The sequence below is a fragment of the Syntrophobacterales bacterium genome (assembly GCA_019429105.1).
Classification (GTDB): Bacteria; Desulfobacterota; Syntrophia; order Syntrophales; family UBA5619; genus DYTH01.
Genome location: JAHYJE010000012.1, coordinates 1 through 15,507, shown reverse-complemented (window position 1 = coordinate 15,507; position 15,507 = coordinate 1). Strand labels below are relative to the sequence as shown.

19 protein-coding genes are annotated in these 15,507 nt (G+C 52.6%); 11 read left to right on the top strand and 8 right to left on the bottom strand.

Going from position 1 to position 15,507, the window contains the following annotated elements:
• Nucleotides 1–535 precede the first annotated feature (535 nt).
• From K0B01_05705 to K0B01_05670, 8 genes are all read right to left on the bottom strand, one after another.
• Nucleotides 536–679: a hypothetical protein gene (locus tag K0B01_05705; GenBank protein ID MBW6485632.1), complete on the bottom strand. Its 144-nt coding sequence runs from the start codon at nucleotides 677–679 to the stop codon at nucleotides 536–538.
• A 5-nt stretch (nucleotides 680–684) separates the two neighbouring features.
• Nucleotides 685–1,050 (bottom strand): sulfite exporter TauE/SafE family protein, encoded by a 366-nt coding sequence (locus K0B01_05700; GenBank protein MBW6485631.1) that lies wholly within the window; start codon nucleotides 1,048–1,050, stop codon nucleotides 685–687.
• Complete coding sequence (locus tag K0B01_05695; GenBank protein MBW6485630.1) at nucleotides 1,008–1,391, bottom strand: cytochrome c biogenesis protein CcdA; 384 nt, start codon at nucleotides 1,389–1,391, stop codon at nucleotides 1,008–1,010. The genes K0B01_05700 and K0B01_05695 overlap by 43 nt, the downstream gene beginning before the upstream one ends.
• Nucleotides 1,392–1,402: 11 nt before the next feature.
• Entirely contained in the window at nucleotides 1,403–1,759 is a 357-nt protein-coding gene (locus K0B01_05690) for a thioredoxin family protein (protein MBW6485629.1), read from the bottom strand.
• Nucleotides 1,760–1,865: 106 nt separating this feature from the next.
• The gene (locus K0B01_05685; GenBank protein MBW6485628.1) at nucleotides 1,866–2,108 is read right to left on the bottom strand and encodes a TM0996/MTH895 family glutaredoxin-like protein; all 243 of its coding nucleotides are present in this window, start codon (nucleotides 2,106–2,108) and stop codon (nucleotides 1,866–1,868) included.
• A 149-nt stretch (nucleotides 2,109–2,257) separates the two neighbouring features.
• Nucleotides 2,258–2,494 carry a hypothetical protein gene (locus K0B01_05680; GenBank protein MBW6485627.1) on the bottom strand — a complete coding sequence of 79 codons (237 nt, stop codon included), beginning with the start codon at nucleotides 2,492–2,494 and terminating at the stop codon, nucleotides 2,258–2,260.
• 199 nt (nucleotides 2,495–2,693) lie between these two features.
• On the bottom strand, nucleotides 2,694–3,401 hold the full coding sequence (locus tag K0B01_05675) for a uroporphyrinogen decarboxylase family protein (GenBank protein MBW6485626.1): 708 nt from the start codon (nucleotides 3,399–3,401) through the stop codon (nucleotides 2,694–2,696).
• Nucleotides 3,402–3,973: 572 nt separating this feature from the next.
• On the bottom strand, nucleotides 3,974–4,162 hold the full coding sequence (locus tag K0B01_05670; protein ID MBW6485625.1) for a hypothetical protein: 189 nt from the start codon (nucleotides 4,160–4,162) through the stop codon (nucleotides 3,974–3,976).
• Here K0B01_05670 and selB point away from each other — a divergent pair.
• The 11 genes from selB to ybgF all read left to right on the top strand — a co-directional run bounded on the left by selB (nucleotide 4,161) and on the right by ybgF (nucleotide 15,132).
• The gene (gene selB / locus K0B01_05665) at nucleotides 4,161–6,086 is read left to right on the top strand and encodes a selenocysteine-specific translation elongation factor (GenBank protein MBW6485624.1); all 1,926 of its coding nucleotides are present in this window, start codon (nucleotides 4,161–4,163) and stop codon (nucleotides 6,084–6,086) included. The genes K0B01_05670 and selB overlap by 2 nt on opposite strands.
• Nucleotides 6,087–6,117: 31 nt before the next feature.
• Nucleotides 6,118–7,113: an HD domain-containing protein gene (locus tag K0B01_05660; GenBank protein MBW6485623.1), complete on the top strand. Its 996-nt coding sequence runs from the start codon at nucleotides 6,118–6,120 to the stop codon at nucleotides 7,111–7,113.
• A gap of 141 nt (nucleotides 7,114–7,254) precedes the next feature.
• Nucleotides 7,255–8,280: a KamA family radical SAM protein gene (locus tag K0B01_05655; protein ID MBW6485622.1), complete on the top strand. Its 1,026-nt coding sequence runs from the start codon at nucleotides 7,255–7,257 to the stop codon at nucleotides 8,278–8,280.
• A 134-nt stretch (nucleotides 8,281–8,414) separates the two neighbouring features.
• Nucleotides 8,415–8,978 (top strand): elongation factor P, encoded by a 564-nt coding sequence (gene efp, locus K0B01_05650; protein MBW6485621.1) that lies wholly within the window; start codon nucleotides 8,415–8,417, stop codon nucleotides 8,976–8,978.
• On the top strand, nucleotides 8,975–9,904 hold the full coding sequence (gene genX / locus K0B01_05645) for an EF-P lysine aminoacylase GenX (protein MBW6485620.1): 930 nt from the start codon (nucleotides 8,975–8,977) through the stop codon (nucleotides 9,902–9,904). Before efp ends, genX begins: the two co-directional genes overlap by 4 nt.
• 31 nt (nucleotides 9,905–9,935) lie before the next feature.
• Nucleotides 9,936–10,685, top strand: a complete 750-nt coding sequence (gene tolQ, locus K0B01_05640) for a protein TolQ (protein ID MBW6485619.1) — start codon at nucleotides 9,936–9,938, stop codon at nucleotides 10,683–10,685.
• A 6-nt stretch (nucleotides 10,686–10,691) separates the two neighbouring features.
• Nucleotides 10,692–11,120 carry a protein TolR gene (gene tolR / locus K0B01_05635; GenBank protein MBW6485618.1) on the top strand — a complete coding sequence of 143 codons (429 nt, stop codon included), beginning with the start codon at nucleotides 10,692–10,694 and terminating at the stop codon, nucleotides 11,118–11,120.
• A complete protein-coding gene (locus tag K0B01_05630) occupies nucleotides 11,120–11,959 on the top strand; it encodes a cell envelope integrity protein TolA (GenBank protein ID MBW6485617.1) in 840 nt (279 codons plus the stop codon). The genes tolR and K0B01_05630 overlap by 1 nt, the downstream gene beginning before the upstream one ends.
• Nucleotides 11,960–11,984: 25 nt before the next feature.
• Nucleotides 11,985–13,298 carry a Tol-Pal system beta propeller repeat protein TolB gene (gene tolB, locus K0B01_05625; GenBank protein ID MBW6485616.1) on the top strand — a complete coding sequence of 438 codons (1,314 nt, stop codon included), beginning with the start codon at nucleotides 11,985–11,987 and terminating at the stop codon, nucleotides 13,296–13,298.
• Nucleotides 13,299–13,405: 107 nt separating this feature from the next.
• Nucleotides 13,406–14,035, top strand: a complete 630-nt coding sequence (locus K0B01_05620; GenBank protein MBW6485615.1) for an OmpA family protein — start codon at nucleotides 13,406–13,408, stop codon at nucleotides 14,033–14,035.
• 179 nt (nucleotides 14,036–14,214) lie between these two features.
• Complete coding sequence (gene ybgF / locus K0B01_05615; protein MBW6485614.1) at nucleotides 14,215–15,132, top strand: tol-pal system protein YbgF; 918 nt, start codon at nucleotides 14,215–14,217, stop codon at nucleotides 15,130–15,132.
• Nucleotides 15,133–15,507: the final 375 nt, after the last annotated feature.

The window sequence follows — 15,507 nt, the reverse complement described above, 5'->3', positions numbered from 1 at the left end:
GCGATGGTGATGCGGTGGCGGTAAAGGGCGATCATCCTGTATCCGTCCATATAGGTAAGCGTTTCTGCCGCGGGGGTGTACGATGCCTGCGGTATCACAGCGTTCAGGTAAGGCAGAACCGGCCCCAAATCGCCCTCTATGTGCGCAATCAGCCTGATTTTCGTTTCGTCGGCAACGCATGGGCCCAGAAACATCACCGCAGCATGCCGAAAACAGTCGTCAGGAGATGGCTCTTGCGGCACCGGGTCGTTGGGCATCTCCACAAGGGACGCACGGTAATCGATCCAGCCGGAAAAAACGACCGTCGGCGCTGCCGCCTCCAGACGACCCCGGACTTCCCGGGTCATGACGAGCGCCGGCGCCGCGACCAGGGACAGCGCCGAACTCGGATCAAGAAGCTCATATTCGGCGTCCAGGGTTTCCAGAGCAGTCAAGGCCCTTTTAAATTCTGCCCTGTCAGGGAATGTTGTCAGCAATAAATCTACAGGCATCGTCAGTCCCTTTTCTCGCTGGTTACCGGCAGAGAAGGTTCCCTTCAGCGGGTTGCTATTGTCTGAGTTTGGGCGATGAAGTAGCGTTGATGGAACCAGAAGGCAACGTTCCCCATGCCGTTTCCGTCGCCGAAAAGGGGGATTAACCCCTTTTTCAGCGAAGCTGGCGGTTCGTGGCTGTGTTCCATTGAATTTACCCGATCAAAAAGGGACTGCCGATGAAATAGACCCCCAAAAGGCCGATGACGACCCCGGCGCCTTTGCGGAACCAGCCCCCCGAACCGATCCAGGTCGCGCTTTCCGTCAGGCGGCGAACCACCGCGGTGGAGCTGCCGGCGACCATGATGGGGAGGCAGTGGCCGAGGGCAAAAAGCAGGATCAGCAGAACGCCGGTCAGTACCTTCTGTTGGACCGTGATGATCGCCAGGATCGGGGCAATGAAGCCGAACGTGCAGGAGCCGGAAAGAACCCCGTAGGCCAGTCCTAGCAGGAAAGCCCCGCGACGGCCCTTGACATTCAGCCGGTGCAACCGGCTGCCGGAGAGGTTGCACTTCTCCACCCCCAGCTCCCCGGGGCGACCCAGATCAGAACGAGACCGACCGCGATCTGCCAGTAACTGCCCACATCCCCGAGCATCCGGCCCAGGAGCGCGCAGATGACGCCGATCGCGGCGATCGTGATGAACAGCCCCACGGTAAAAAGGAGGGCGTAATGGGCGGCTTGCCTCGGTTTCAGAACATTATCCTGCCCGGCCACGTAGGCCACGACCAGCGGGATGGAGGCCAGGTGGCAGGGACTGAAAAGAACGCTGACCATTCCCCACAAAAAACAGCCCAGCCCTGCCAGATAGGTCGCACTGGTGATCCAGTCGTTGATGGTGAGAAAAAATGGCGTCAGCATGGCTGCCCTTTCTATTTTACGCCCATATCCTTGAAGCGGCGGACGATCTCCTCCTCACTCAGAAATCCCACATGCCGGTAAACCTCCTTGCCCTTTTTATCGAAGAAGATCTGCGTGGGAATGGTTCGGATGCCGAAGCGTCTGGCCGGCGCCTGGTCCTTCCAGACATCGAGGAAGATTACAGCCGCCTTCCCGGCATACTGATTTTTCAACTTCGCCAGGATCGGCGCCATCATTTTGCAGGGAATACACTCTCCGGCACCCAGATCGACCAGCGTGACCATCCCTTTGACGGGAACTTCCTCCTCGGCGGCGAAGAGAGCCGGCGGCAGTGCAAACAGGAGCAGAAGGCAGAAGATGCCGGCCATAACTGCGGAACTATTCATTTTCATCATAAAACTCCTCCAGATTTTCCCCTCGGATCGGTCTCGCTCGGCAAACGACCGTTCTTTAGAGATCATTTCCCCGAGGCCGTTAAGCCCCCCCTTGACCCAGCCAGGCCAGAATCTCCTCCTTCTTCGGGATCTTCCCCACGGACTTGACCTGGCCGTCCACGACCACCGCCGGCGTGCCGAAGACGCCGTATTGGACAATCTTCATGGTGTCGTTAACCTTCTCGATATCCGCCACAATACCGGCCTCGGCAACCGTCTCCCTGACGAGTGTTTCCACCTTCTGACAATTGACGCACCCGGGTCCCAATATCTTGATTTCCATTTTTTATCTCCTTTCAACAGAGGCTTTTCATAGTTTTTTGACGTCGTGCGAATCTGCACAAACGGCCTCGATGGCCATCTTACCATATAGCGATGCGGAAATATGAAGAATATTGCACGGGTCCGGCAGAGATCCTCCCACTGAACGCCTCAGCTCCTCTTAAGCAGCTCCCGAATCTCCGGGGCGTCCGCAAACCGGTGCATCATATTTACCGGCAGGTTCGTTGCATCGGTGCTGCTGCCGCCATCGGTCAGGGAATAGTTCGCGGAGAGTCCCCCACCAGGCCAACGCCTTCCCGGCGCGGCATGAACCTCGCAGATGCAACGGGTCCTTTTTTGAAGCATCTTTTCGAGCTTCACGCGCTGGGGATCGGAAAGCGTCTTCATGGCTGCCCCATATATTACTTGCTGGCTATATAGTACTGAAACTGAATATTGTCAAGAAAACTTTTTAAAATCGCTTGATCGGGGGTGCCACAGCGTTCCCGGATCAACATCCCGGCGGGAGGAATCGATCTTGCCCTGTTCCTGTTGGAAACGCGTTACCGGTATCCAATAGTTCTTGAGTACCAAGATGTTAGGGCACTCAACATCCCTGTTTCCATGATCCCGAAGGATACTTCCCGTATTTATGGGTCGCATCCACCCAGGCTTTGAAATGTAAACCTGGTGTCGCCGGAAGAAGTTGGCAGCTCGGAGCCATGAGGACGCCTCCACCAGGCCCGCCAAGCTCGGTTCCAAAAGAGTCGTTTAGTGTAAGATGGGTATTGGCCCCGGCCTCGTATTGCGCGCGGATCCAGTCCATGCTGAAATCGGTGGCGACTTGGCACATTTCATCGACCCAGTCCGGATCTTCATAACAGTCAACCGTTAGGTCGCTCACTTTTCGGAAAAGATGTTGAACAAACCCAATGCCCACATAAGACATCGGAGAAATAGGATGAGTTGCACCGAGCTCTTTGCAGACCGCCTTGAGCGCCTTAAGCGCCTGGGGCATTCGGTCATGTTTCAATGGGTCGAGAGGAAATTTCTTTTTGATCCTGTTCCAATCTTCCTTTTTACTGACGGGGTGTTCCTTGACCGAAACACTGACCCCAAATTTTTCAGGGATATCAAGGACGCCTCCGAGGGATGGAACTCCATAACCGTGATCGATGTAGGTCCCAAAGCATAAATCGTAATCGTATTTCTTGATGTTGGTAAAGAAAGCCTCGGCGACTTTGTCGGAATCCAGCTCTGTCTGGGTGGTTATCTCCCTTATGCGCCATCCCATATCAAAGATGGCTTGGGCCATCACAGGTTGTCAATTTTCGGTTGACATTCCCACCTGATAGTCAGCCGGGCCGATCTTTCGTCGCCCGCCACCCCCAGCGCCTAATCGCTTCATTAATTCCATCTATCTTTTATCTATCGAGAGCCGGTTTTACTGAGAATACACGATTATCTGAAAGTTTTGCTTTTTGTGCCGAGACAAAACGGGGGCATAAACTGAAATAGTTTTTGATGGAACCGGGTAAATGGTTATTCCCGGATTTATCCTCTTATCCTGAGTCTTCCCCCTTGAAATACGCAGAAATGAGATTCAACTCTATCGTGATATTCAGTGTCATCGAGGATTTCATCAATGATTTTAAGCGGGAAAACGAAGTTTAATGTTCATAATCTGGTTCCAACTGCTTGAAAAACCGTATTCCCGATAGAAGCATTGTGTACATTAAGCTCCGCTTTCGGGAATGACAAATAGTTTTGCAATTGGCTCAATAGAGAGTGCATGTTCAACGGCAGGTGGATAGTCTGAAACACTGCACTAACCTGAGCCACAACCAGCGGGGGAGGTGCAATATGGAGCGATTGATATTAAACAATTTATTGAAAGGGAAAGATTCTAAGTATCGCAAGCCATTGATTCTCAAAGGCGTCCGTCAGGTCGGCAAGGTCGATTTTCTGGATGTCAGGCCCATTCCCGACGCATTCTTCAACAGTTGCCGATGCCTCCTGCCCGGCAATCCTTTTTCTCTTGAGAAAAGCCGAATAGTCTGTTAGGTTCCGCCGCATGAAACACATCGTAATGGGGACAGCCGGCCATGTCGATCATGGCAAGACGGCGCTGATCAAGAGACTCACCGGCGTTGACACCGATCGTCTGAAAGAGGAAAAGGAACGCGGGATTACCATTGAAATGGGTTTTGCCTCGCTGGCGCTTCCCGGCGGACAAACGGTCGGAATTGTTGATGTCCCCGGCCATGAAAGATTCGTCAAAAACATGGTTGCGGGTGCGGCCGGCATCGATCTTGTGGCGATGGTCATTGCCGCCGACGAGGGCGTTATGCCGCAGACCCGCGAGCACATGCAGATCTGCTCCCTGCTCGGCATCCGCAAGGGGGTTGTCGTTGTTACCAAGATCGACATGGTGGATCGGGATTGGCTGGAGTTGGTGCAGGAGGATATCCGCTCCTTCCTGACGGGCACGTTCCTTGAGGGGATGCCGGTCGTTCCGGTTTCCTCGTTTACCGGGGAGGGAATCCCGGCGTTGCTGGACGTAATCGAAAAGAGCGTCGAAGAGATACAGGAGACGCAGGATATCGGCATATTGCGCCTGCCTGTGGACAGGGTTTTTTCGATGAAGGGGTTCGGCACCGTCATCACCGGGACGCTGATCTCCGGCCGTGTGACGGTGGGCGAGGATGTGGAATTTTTCCCGGCCGGTTTTCGGGCGAAGGTGCGCGGCATTCAGGTGCATAACGAACCGGTGAAAACGGCTGAGGCGGGGCAGAGAACGGCTGTCAATCTGCAGGGAACAGACCGGGAGGAAATCGAACGGGGCTCCATTCTGGCCAATGTCGGTTCATTGCAGGCATCCCGGCGGCTTGATTGTGCATACAATCACTTAAAGAGCGCCGGGAAGAAAATAATGAACAGGACGATTGTCCGTCTGCATGTGGGAACAAGCGAGATCATGGCAAGGTTTGTTCTCTACGATCGCGATTTTCTGGAACCGGGGGAGGAGGGCTGTGTTCAGCTTGTTCTGGAGGAACCCTTGGCCGCGGTTGCCGGAGACAGATTTGTCGTGCGCAGCTATTCCCCGGTAACGACGATCGGCGGCGGGGTGATTGTCGATCCGCTTCCGGCGAAGCATAAAAAAACAGAGGCGGGAATAATCAGTGATTTCGAGATACTGGCCGGTGATGACGAGATCAGAAAAATAGAAGTGATCGTCAGAAGGGCCGGGATCGAGGGGATTGCCAGCGGGGCGCTTGTTGTGCGCGCCGGCATTCCCGCCAAACGGCTCGCTAAAATTCTGGGAGGGATGTTTGCGGACAGGAAGGTTATTTTAGTTGATCGCGAGGAACTGCGCGTTTTATCTGCCGTTGTTTATGAGGAGCTCAAAGAGTGGATAGTCGGCAGAATCGCCGATTACCACAGGCAGTATCCCCTTCGGGAAGCGCTTGCCCGGGAAGAGCTCCGCTCAACGCCGGGGATCGGCGCCGCTGCCGGGCCGAAGATTTTTTTAATTGCCCTGCATGATCTGGAGAAAAAAGGGAAAATTGTTGTCGAAAGGGAGATGATCCGCCTCAAGGAGCATGAGGTGCGGCTCGATGTGGATCTGGGATCGCTCCGGGAGAGTCTTTCCAGCGCCTATAGGAAAGGCGGCCTGACTCCGCCGACGGCGCGGGAGATAGCGGCGATGTTTCCCGACCGGAAAAAAGAGGTGGCAAGTCTGGAGCAACTGATGCTCCGGGAAGGGGAAATTGTCAGAATCAGCGAGGATCTGAATTTTCATCGGGACGTTTTGGTGAAGCTCCGCGAGGAATATAAACGGATGCTAATTAAAGACGGCGAGGCTACGCCGGCGAGCGTGCGAGAGCTGACCGGCCTTTCGCGTAAATTCATTATCCCGCTTATGGAATACTTCGATTCAACAAAACTCACCATGCGCGCCGGGGACAAACGAATTTTAAGAGAAAGAACGGAAACATAAAGAAGTCATAAAGGAAGGAACAGGTGTAAATTTGGCGGCAAAGGCAATATATGTCAAGGATATCAATACAGGCGACCGGATTGACGATCTTTTTATCGCGGCGGAAAAAACGCTCGCATATTCCCAGAAGGGCTCTCCCTATATTAATTTGCGTCTTCAGGATCGAACCGGCGAAGTGGACGCAAAAATCTGGGACAATGCCCTTGCCTGGGACAAGGTTTTCAAGAAGGGCGATGTTCTGCGCGTCCAGGGGCGGGCGCTTAGTTTCAAGAACGCGGTGCAGGTATCGGTAACCGGATTACAGAAGGTAAACGACAGCGAAGTGGATATTGCCCTGTTCCTGCCGGCCGCCAAACGGGACCGCGCCGAGATGTTCAAGGAATTGCTGGGCTACTGCGAGCAGGTAAAAACCCCCTGTCTAAAGGCGCTGCTTAATTCTTTTTTCCAAGACGAGAAGATTGCGGCGCTTTTCCAGAAGGCGCCGGCTGCCAAGGGTTTTCATCATATCTACATCGGCGGCCTGATCGAGCATACGCTTTCGGTGGTAGGCCTGCTGAAAATGGCGGGGGAGCATTACGAGAATCTCGACAAAGACCTGCTGATCACCGGTGGAATATTGCATGATATTGGGAAGATATATGAACTATCCTACGAGCGGGTCGTTGAGTACAGCGATCCCGGCCGCCTGATCGGTCATATCGTCATGGGGCTGGAGATGATTGACGAGCGGATCGCCGCGATCCCGGACTTTCCGAAGCAGACGGCGCTGGAGCTTCGCCATATTATCCTCAGCCATCACGGCGAACTGGAATATGGCTCTCCCAAGCGCCCGAAAACGCTGGAGGCCCTGATTGTTCATTTCATGGATGACATGGACGCGAAAGTGAATGCCTTTCAGGAGTATATCCGGCAGCCCGGCACTCAGGAGTCCACTTGGACGTCCTATCACCGTCTGCTGGAGCGGTATCTTTACAAGGGCGCCAAAGTTGCCGATGATGCGGGCGATGCGCCGGCGGATTTACTCTGATCTGAAAAAACAGTAACTACTCAGGTGGATCGTTTGTCTAAACAACCTAATTAGTTACAGTTACTTCGCGCCTGGACGGGGGAGGGAAGATGGTGTCTTGTGGCAAACAGGGTTAAGATTGCCGGGGTAATCGATAAAGAAATGTTTTCCGCGGCCGAATGGAATGATTGGCGGTGGCAGTTCCGCAACCGGGTGCGTTCGTTAAGCGAGCTGGGTGTCTTGCTGAAGACGCCGGTTGCGGCTCTTTCTTTCTGGCGCAAGGTTCTTAAAGAATATCCAGTGGCGATTACCCCCTATTTTATCTCGCTTTTTGATCCTGCCGACGAAAATGACCCCCTGCGGAGGCAGTGCTTTCCCGACCCCCGGGAAATAAACTTTTCGCTGGGCGGGGTGGAAGATCCGCTGAACGAGGCAAGAGACATGCCCGTTCCGGGGTTGGTTCACCGCTATCCCGATCGTTGCCTGGCGATTGTCACCAACACCTGCGCTGTTTACTGTCGGCATTGCAACCGAAAACGGCTCTGGGAAAAGGAAAGCTCTACCACAAGGGACAGGCTCCAGGCGATGATCTCTTGTGTGGCGCGCACCCCGGAAGTGCGGGAGGTAATTGTTTCGGGCGGGGATCCCTTGATGATGCCCGAGGCGACTCTCGACTGGTTTCTGGGTTCGCTTAAAGCCCTGCCCAATGTGCAGTCGCTGCGGATCGGCAGCCGGGCGCCGGCTGTCTTGCCGATGCGGATCACAAAAGAGCTGTGCGCAATGCTGCGGCGCCATCGGCCCCTGTGGTTCAATACGCAGTTCAACCACCGCCGCGAAATCACCCCGGAAGCGGCCAGGGCCTGTGAGATGCTGCTTGAAGCGGGCATTCCCGTCAGCAACCAGTCTGTACTGCTCAAAGGCGTAAACGACGACTACGAGACGATGAAGGAACTGCTGTACTCGCTGGAGCGGATATCCGTACGTCCCTACTATCTGTTTCAATGCGACCCCGTTCGCGGAACCGATCATTTCCGGACGGATATCTGCGTCGGCATGGAGATTATGGAGAAACTCTGGCGCAACATCTCCGGACTCTGCCTGCCGCGGTTTGTGATTGACAGCCCGGGGGGACGCGGAAAAATACCGCTTCAGCCCTTTTCCCTTCTTCCCGAAAAGAATCAGAAATAAAACATTATTTTGACAATCCCGGGGAAATGTACTATGAAAACAGAGTTTTTTAGCTATTGGGCTATGTAGCTGAAACAAAAAATATTTGATGCGGCGGCAGACCGCAGACATAATCCAAAGGAGAAGAGAAATTCATGTACGCAGCCAGTGATCTAAGAAAAGGATTGAGGATCAAGATAGAGAATGATCCGTACATCGTGACGGAGTTCAATTTTGTAAAGCCGGGGAAGGGGCAGGCGCTCTACCGGTGCAAGCTGAAAAACATGGTCAATGGAAACCAGTTTGAACGTACCTTTCGTTCGGTTGATATGTTTGAGACGGCTGATCTGCAGGAAAAAAAGATGCAGTACCTCTATCACGAGGGCGACAAGTACTGTTTTATGGATAACGAAAGCTACGAACAGGTTTTTCTGACCGAGGCTCAGGTAGGCGAGGCCAGCAATTTCCTGCTTGATAACATCGAGGTCGAGGTCCTGCTCTTTGAAAACAAGCCATTGGGGATCACCGTTCCCAATTTCATAGATGTTGTCGTGACCAGCGCCGAACCCTGGGCCAGGGGCGATTCCGTTTCGGGCAACACCAAGCCGGTTACCGTCCAGACCGGTTACCAGCTTCAGGTTCCCCCCTTCATCGAAGAAGGCGAAAAGATCCGGATCGACACCCGCAGCGGCGAATATCTCACCCGGGTCAAGGGATGACAGACAATCATTCCTGGAAGCTGGCCGCCAAATTTGACGACCTGCGTGTACGCGCCAGGATGATCCAGGCTGTCCGCCGTTTTTTCCGGGAGCGGGATTTTCTGGAAGTTGAGACGCCGCTTCTTATTCCGGCGCCGGCCCCGGAGGTTCATATAGACGCAGTTGCCGCCGGCAAGTGGTTTCTGCAGACCTCTCCGGAGTTGTGCATGAAGAGGCTTCTGGCGGCAGGCTATGAAAGAATCTATCAGCTTTGTAAATGTTTTCGGGACAAAGAGCGCGGAGAACGTCATTTGCCGGAATTTACCATTCTCGAGTGGTACAGGGCAAACGCCGATTACCGGGCGCTCATGGACGACTGCGAGGAGCTGCTTTCGGGAATCGCAGGCGAGCTCGGCGTCTCCAGTTTTATCTCTCGCCGGGGCGGACTGGTGATTCTGGATAAGCCGTGGGAGCGAATAACCGTCGGGGAGGCATTTCTCCGCTATGCAAGGATGGATGTTTCCGAGGCGCTGGCTAAGGATTGCTTCGAAGAGCGGCTGACTGAGAGGGTAGAGCCGAACTTAGGCGTTGATGCGCCTGTTTTTCTTTATGATTATCCGCAGGAGCAAAGCGCGCTGGCGCGTCTAAAGGAAGATGACCCAAGCAAAGCTGAGCGCTTTGAGCTGTATATCGACGGAATTGAAATAGCCAATGCCTTTTCGGAGCTTACCGATGCCGAGGAACAGAGGCGCCGGTTCGAGGAGGCCTCGCGGGAGCGTGAGAAAAACGGTTCCTCCGTGTATCCAATACCGGAGTTTTTTCTCGATTCCCTCCCGCAAATGCCGCCCTCTGCGGGGATTGCCCTGGGAGTGGATCGGCTCGCCATGCTTTTTGCCGGCAGAAAAAGGATAGACGAGGTCGTCGCCTTTACCCCGGAATTGCTGTAGAAAATATCATTTTCAATAAAGGAGATCTTCAGTGAAAGAGACATCAATCGCCACGATGAATCTTGGCGGCAATTTTCATGGCAGTCTTTTTGACATGGTGCTGAATGCCGGGTTTATAGTTCAACTGGTTCTGCTGCTGCTTTTTGTTTTTTCCGTTGTTTCCTGGGCCATTATCCTGATGAAATATTTCAGCATGAGAAAAATAACCAAGGAAAATGAGTTATTTTTGAATATCTACATGAAGGGTACAAAACTGTCGGAAATATATCCCGAATCAAAAAGGATGCGAAATTCGACCCTGGCCGGGGTATTCAACAGCGGTTACAACGAGCTTGTCAAGATTGCCCGGGCGGCCCGCGGAAACGTCGTCGGCCGGGATGCCGCGGATAACCTGGCGGCGAATCTGGAAATAGGCGCAATCGACAATGTAGAGCGGTCCCTGAACAGGGCCTGCGACATGGAGACGACAAAGCTGGAAGCGGCGCTCGGATTTCTGGCGACGACGGGCAGCGCCAGCCCCTTTATCGGCCTGTTCGGGACGGTCTGGGGCATCATGGATACCTTCAAGGGCATCGGCGCCCGCGGTTCGGCGACGCTCGCGGTTGTCGCGCCGGGGATCTCGGAGGCCCTGATTGCCACGGCGGCCGGTCTGGCGGCGGCCATCCCCGCGGTCATTTTCTACAACTATTATCTGAACAAGGTGAAGGGCATGACCGCGGAGATGGATGGCTTTTCATCAGAACTTGTCAATATAATAGAACGTTTTTATGTAAAAAAGTGAGATGACATGAGATATTCGAGACGCAGAAATAACAACGGTTACGACCGCCCCATGGCCGAAATAAACGTTACCCCCCTTGTGGATGTGATGCTGGTGCTTTTGGTAATCTTTATGGTTACCGCGCCGATGCTGCAGACGGGGATCGATGTAAATTTGCCGCGGGTGAAGGCCAAAAGCGTGGATGTTGCAGAGGAAAAGATTGTTTTGACGATAAACGAGGCCCGGGAGATATTTATCAACAGAAGTCCGCTTAAACTCTCCGATCTCGGCGTCAAGCTGGAAAGCATCTTTAAGCAGAGAATAGACCGGGAAGTTTATCTCCGGGCCGACCGGAATGTTCCTTACGGGTTTGTGGTCGAGGTGATGGCGGCGGTGAGAAAGGCTGGTGTGGACAAGCTCGGCATGATAACCGAGCCGCCCGAGGAGCGGCGCTGATGGTCGAAGGGTTCGACAGAGGTTGCGCGATAGGCGGTTTGAAGGGCACGTTGGTTTTGTCATTGCTGCTGCACGCGGCGCTTTTCGCCCTCCTTGTTTTGTCCCCTTCGTTTCCTTCTCCGAAGCTCACCTTTGGTCCCGTCTATAATGTTTCTCTTGTTGAGGCCCCCGGGGGGTTTACGGCAAGTGGCAATGCCTCCTCAAGCGGCGGCGATGCCCGCGCTGTTGAAAAAGAGTTCAAGGGGGTAAAGCGGGTTGAGACGACAGTAAAAAGGAGTTCGGCCGCCTTGCCTGCCGTTCCGATCAGCAGAATAGAGAACCGTGGCCGGGATGAGCGCGCCGTGGAGAAGGCGATAGAGAATATCAGAAAAAAAACCGCTGCCAGCGGGGAGCCGCAAAGGTCGCCGGAGCAGGCCGGCGCCTCGAATAGAACGGCAAGTGCCGGAACCTCTGGTTTGGCCGAAAAGGCGAAAGGCGCAGTCGAGGCAGGCAGCGGCGTGGCAGCTTCTTCCGGCGGGGCGGCCGGCGGGGATGCCGGTGGAGATGCAAGAGTCAACGCTTATTACCGGGTAATATGGCTCCGAATTAAAGGGCAGTGGGCGCTGCCGGTCGGGATGATCCCCAAAACAGCGCTGGAGTCAGTCATTTCGATAACGATTCTTCGCACCGGCGCGGTTACGGAGGTTCGATTTGAAAAACCATCAGGGAACCGGTATTTTGACGAATCAGCCATGAAGGCAATTCAAAAAGCGAGCCCGTTGCCGCCCTTGCCCGATTGGCTCACCGGCAACAACTTGAATATCGGCATCCGCTTTCACTCCTCTGAATTAATGAATTAGGAAATTTATCTTCAGGAAAGTCAAAATGCGCAACCAATTAAAGATGATTTTTATCCTGTTCGCTCTCTTTTTCACTGCTTCCGGAGATGTCTGGGGGAAGGTTTACCTGGATATAGATTCCCCTTCTTTCCATAAATTTCCGCTTGCCGTTGCCGAATTTAAACCCCTGGCGCCGGTGGCCAAGGCAGATAACCTCAATACCTGGTTCGCCGACGAACTTTCCCGCTGCCTGGAAATTACCGGCTATTTTCATATACTTGACCGAAAGTCATTTCTGGAAGATCAGCAAAAAGCCGGAATTACCGCGGAGGGCATCCACTTTGACGATTGGACGACAATCGGCGCCGAATACCTTGTCAAGGGCGGTTTTCAGACTAACACTCAAGGGTTGACGGCGGAGTTTCGCCTGTTTGACGTGGTGAAGGGGGAACTCGTTCTCGGCAAACGTTATCTCGGCAAACCGGAAGATAAAAAAAAGATGGTGCTGCGGTTTGTGGACGAGCTGCTGTCTGTCCTGACCGGTGAGAGCGGAAATTTCAACACGCGCATTGCCTTTGTCAAAAAAAACGGAACAGCAAAAGAGATCTACACGATAAACTTTGACGGGTCCGACCTGCGCCGCATTACCAATTACAATTCTCTGACTCTTGCGCCCCGCTGGTCGGCTGATGGAAGGTTCCTGGCTTTCACCTCTTACAAGGACGGCAATCCGGATATCTATATGCGGAATTTGGAGAGCGGAACAACGAAAAAACTCGCTTCCTACCGAGGGGTAAATCTTCCCGGATCATGGTCGAAAAACGGGGAGATGCTGCTTGTCACCCTCAGTCGTGAAGGCAATGCCGATATCTACGATATGAATGTTAAAAACTCCCTGCTGCAGCGTCTTACCCGCGATTTTTCGATAGACGTCTCGCCGGTGCGCTCGCCGGATGAAAAAAGCGTTGCCTTCGTTTCCAATCGCAACGGCGCTCCGCAAGTGTATATAATGGAGGCCGATGGGGGCAATGTGCGATTGCTGACCCGTCAGGGCAACTACAATACCACGCCTGCCTGGTCGCCCCGGGGCGGCAAGATTGCGTACGAAGGTTCCGTAAATGGCCGTTTTCAGCTTTTTTTAATAGATATTGCCGGCGGCGAGCCCCAGCAGTTGACTTTCGATCCCTGGGATCATGAAAGTCCGTCATGGTCGCCAGACGGCAGATATCTGGCCTACAGCGTCAGCGGTTACGGTCGCAGTCGGATAGAAATCATGAACGCCGACGGCAAGAACGTGAGAGTACTTTATGAAGACAAGGATGGCTGTCAAAGCGCCGCTTGGTCGCCGCGCTTGAAATAGACCAATTTTTATCTTGCTTTTTAATCTTCATGTATCTATAAGCTGCATTTAGTTTGATAACGAAAGTTCATACTAAAAAAACTAATGCATAAGAAAGGAGATTTACAATGAGACGAGGTTTTAATTTGTTCGGTCTGATGTTGTTGGTTCTTTTTGTTTCTATTTCGTTGACAACCGGTTGCGCCAAAAAAGCGGCCATCAAGGATGGCGCCGGTGTTTCGCAAGTGCAGCAAGCAGTTGTTCCCCAGACCGCGGTGAAGGACGTGGCTCCGAAGGCGACTACCGATGATGCAGCCGCCAGGGAGCGCGCCCTGCGCGAGCAGGCCTTGCGGGAGGCTGCGGAAAAGGCGGCAAGGGAAGCTGCGGCAAAGGAAGCTGCGGCTAAGGCGGCAATGCTTAAGGAACTGCAGATTGCCGATATTAACTTCGATTATGACAAGTATAATCTCAAACCGGAAGCCCAGGATATTTTAAAGAAGGCCGCGCCGGCTTACCTGAAATACGGAAGTGCCAAGCTTGTTGTCGAGGGACATTGCGATGAGCGGGGCACCGTTGAATACAACCTTGCCTTGGGAGAAAAGCGGGCCAATGAAGCCGCCAAGTTTCTTGTTGATTTGGGTATAGCCAAGGATCGAATCAAGACGATAAGCTACGGCGAGGAAAATCCTTTGGACAAGGGCAGTAATGAAGTGGCATGGGCCAAAAACAGAAGGGCGCATTTTGTAGTTAATCCTTAAAATTAAGCTTAAATTCAACCGGGGTTTGTGCTTTTCGCTTGCTTATTGAGGTTTGGAGCAGCTCCTCATGCGGATAAGTCCTGCAATCTGCTTTTCTTGGATTGCAGGATTTGTCTTTTTACATGACGGTGTGGGCCTCAGAATGAGCAGTTACGATAATGTAAGGGAGGTTAAGATCAGTGAGAGCGAAATTCTTGGTTCTTTTCTCTTTATTTGTCCTGTTGGCGGTCGGATGTGCCACGACCGATGATCTCAATCGGCTGCGCGGTGAATTTAGTTATCAGATACAGGCGGAGAATGAAAAGATTGCTTCCATAGAACGCCAATATCCGCCTCTTAAAGAAGAGATTCTCCGTCTTCAAGACAAAATTGAAAAAACAAATGCTGATTTTCCCCCTATCCGGGCGGCTCAGGCCGAGTTGCGTACAGAAATAACCGATATCAGGGGAAAGCTTCAGCAACTTAGAGGCCTGATTGACAGTTTAAAAGAGGAGATTCGCAAGGAAAATGCCTCATTAGTCTCAAAAACCGTAAAAAGCCAGGAAGCAGACAAGTTCATCCGGGAAAAGATAGATGCATTGACCTTCAAGATAAACTTTATTGAAAATTATCTGGGGATCGATAAGAAAGAGGAACATCGTAATTCCAGCGCTGCTGCCGACAAACCTCCCCTGCCAGCGCAACCGGTTGTCAAGGATGGCGCCACCATTGAACCGGTCAAGACGGACAAGGCATCCCGGTATGCGGCGGCATTTGCCCTTTTCAAAGAGGGAAAGTACGAAAAAGCGCGGGAGGCTTTCGGAAGCTTCCTGAAACAGTATCCCGCCTCGGAATTCTCGGACAACGTCCAATTCTGGATCGGCGAGTGCTATTATTTCGAGAAAAAATATGAAAAGGCAATAGTCGCGTATGATAAGGTAATAAAGGATTTTCCTGGAGGCAACAAGACCTCCTATGCCCTTCTCAAGCAGGGGCTTTCGTTTTTGAAACTGGGAGACAAGGATAGCGCCAGGCTGCTTTTACAGCAGGTTACCAAGGATTTCCCCAATACCAGTCAGGCAAGAATAGCGCGGGCCAAACTGCTCGAAATCAAGTGAACCAGTTGCCGGGAAATTGAACTTGCCGCTTGGAAGTTTGGTTTGCTCGCAATGACAAATGGGGGTAAAACAATCAATCGCCGCAGAACTGTTGGTTAATCGAGCCAATTGCAAAACCTGCCAGCGGCGACCTGGAATTGTATTAAAGCTGGCGGGACGAACATGGTGTGTGACGTAACTGAGTCTTCTTCCTTGGAAATAAATTTATAAATATTCTTCTTCCATTTTCTTCGTTTTGTTCCCCTCAATTTCTTTATCATAATTCACAAAGCTTCCATTTTCTTCTACCATTGACCCCAAGGAGATTCAAGGTCAATGGAGCCAATAAAAGAGAAAATATGCCGTAACTGCAATGAGTTATTCCCGCCGAATCCT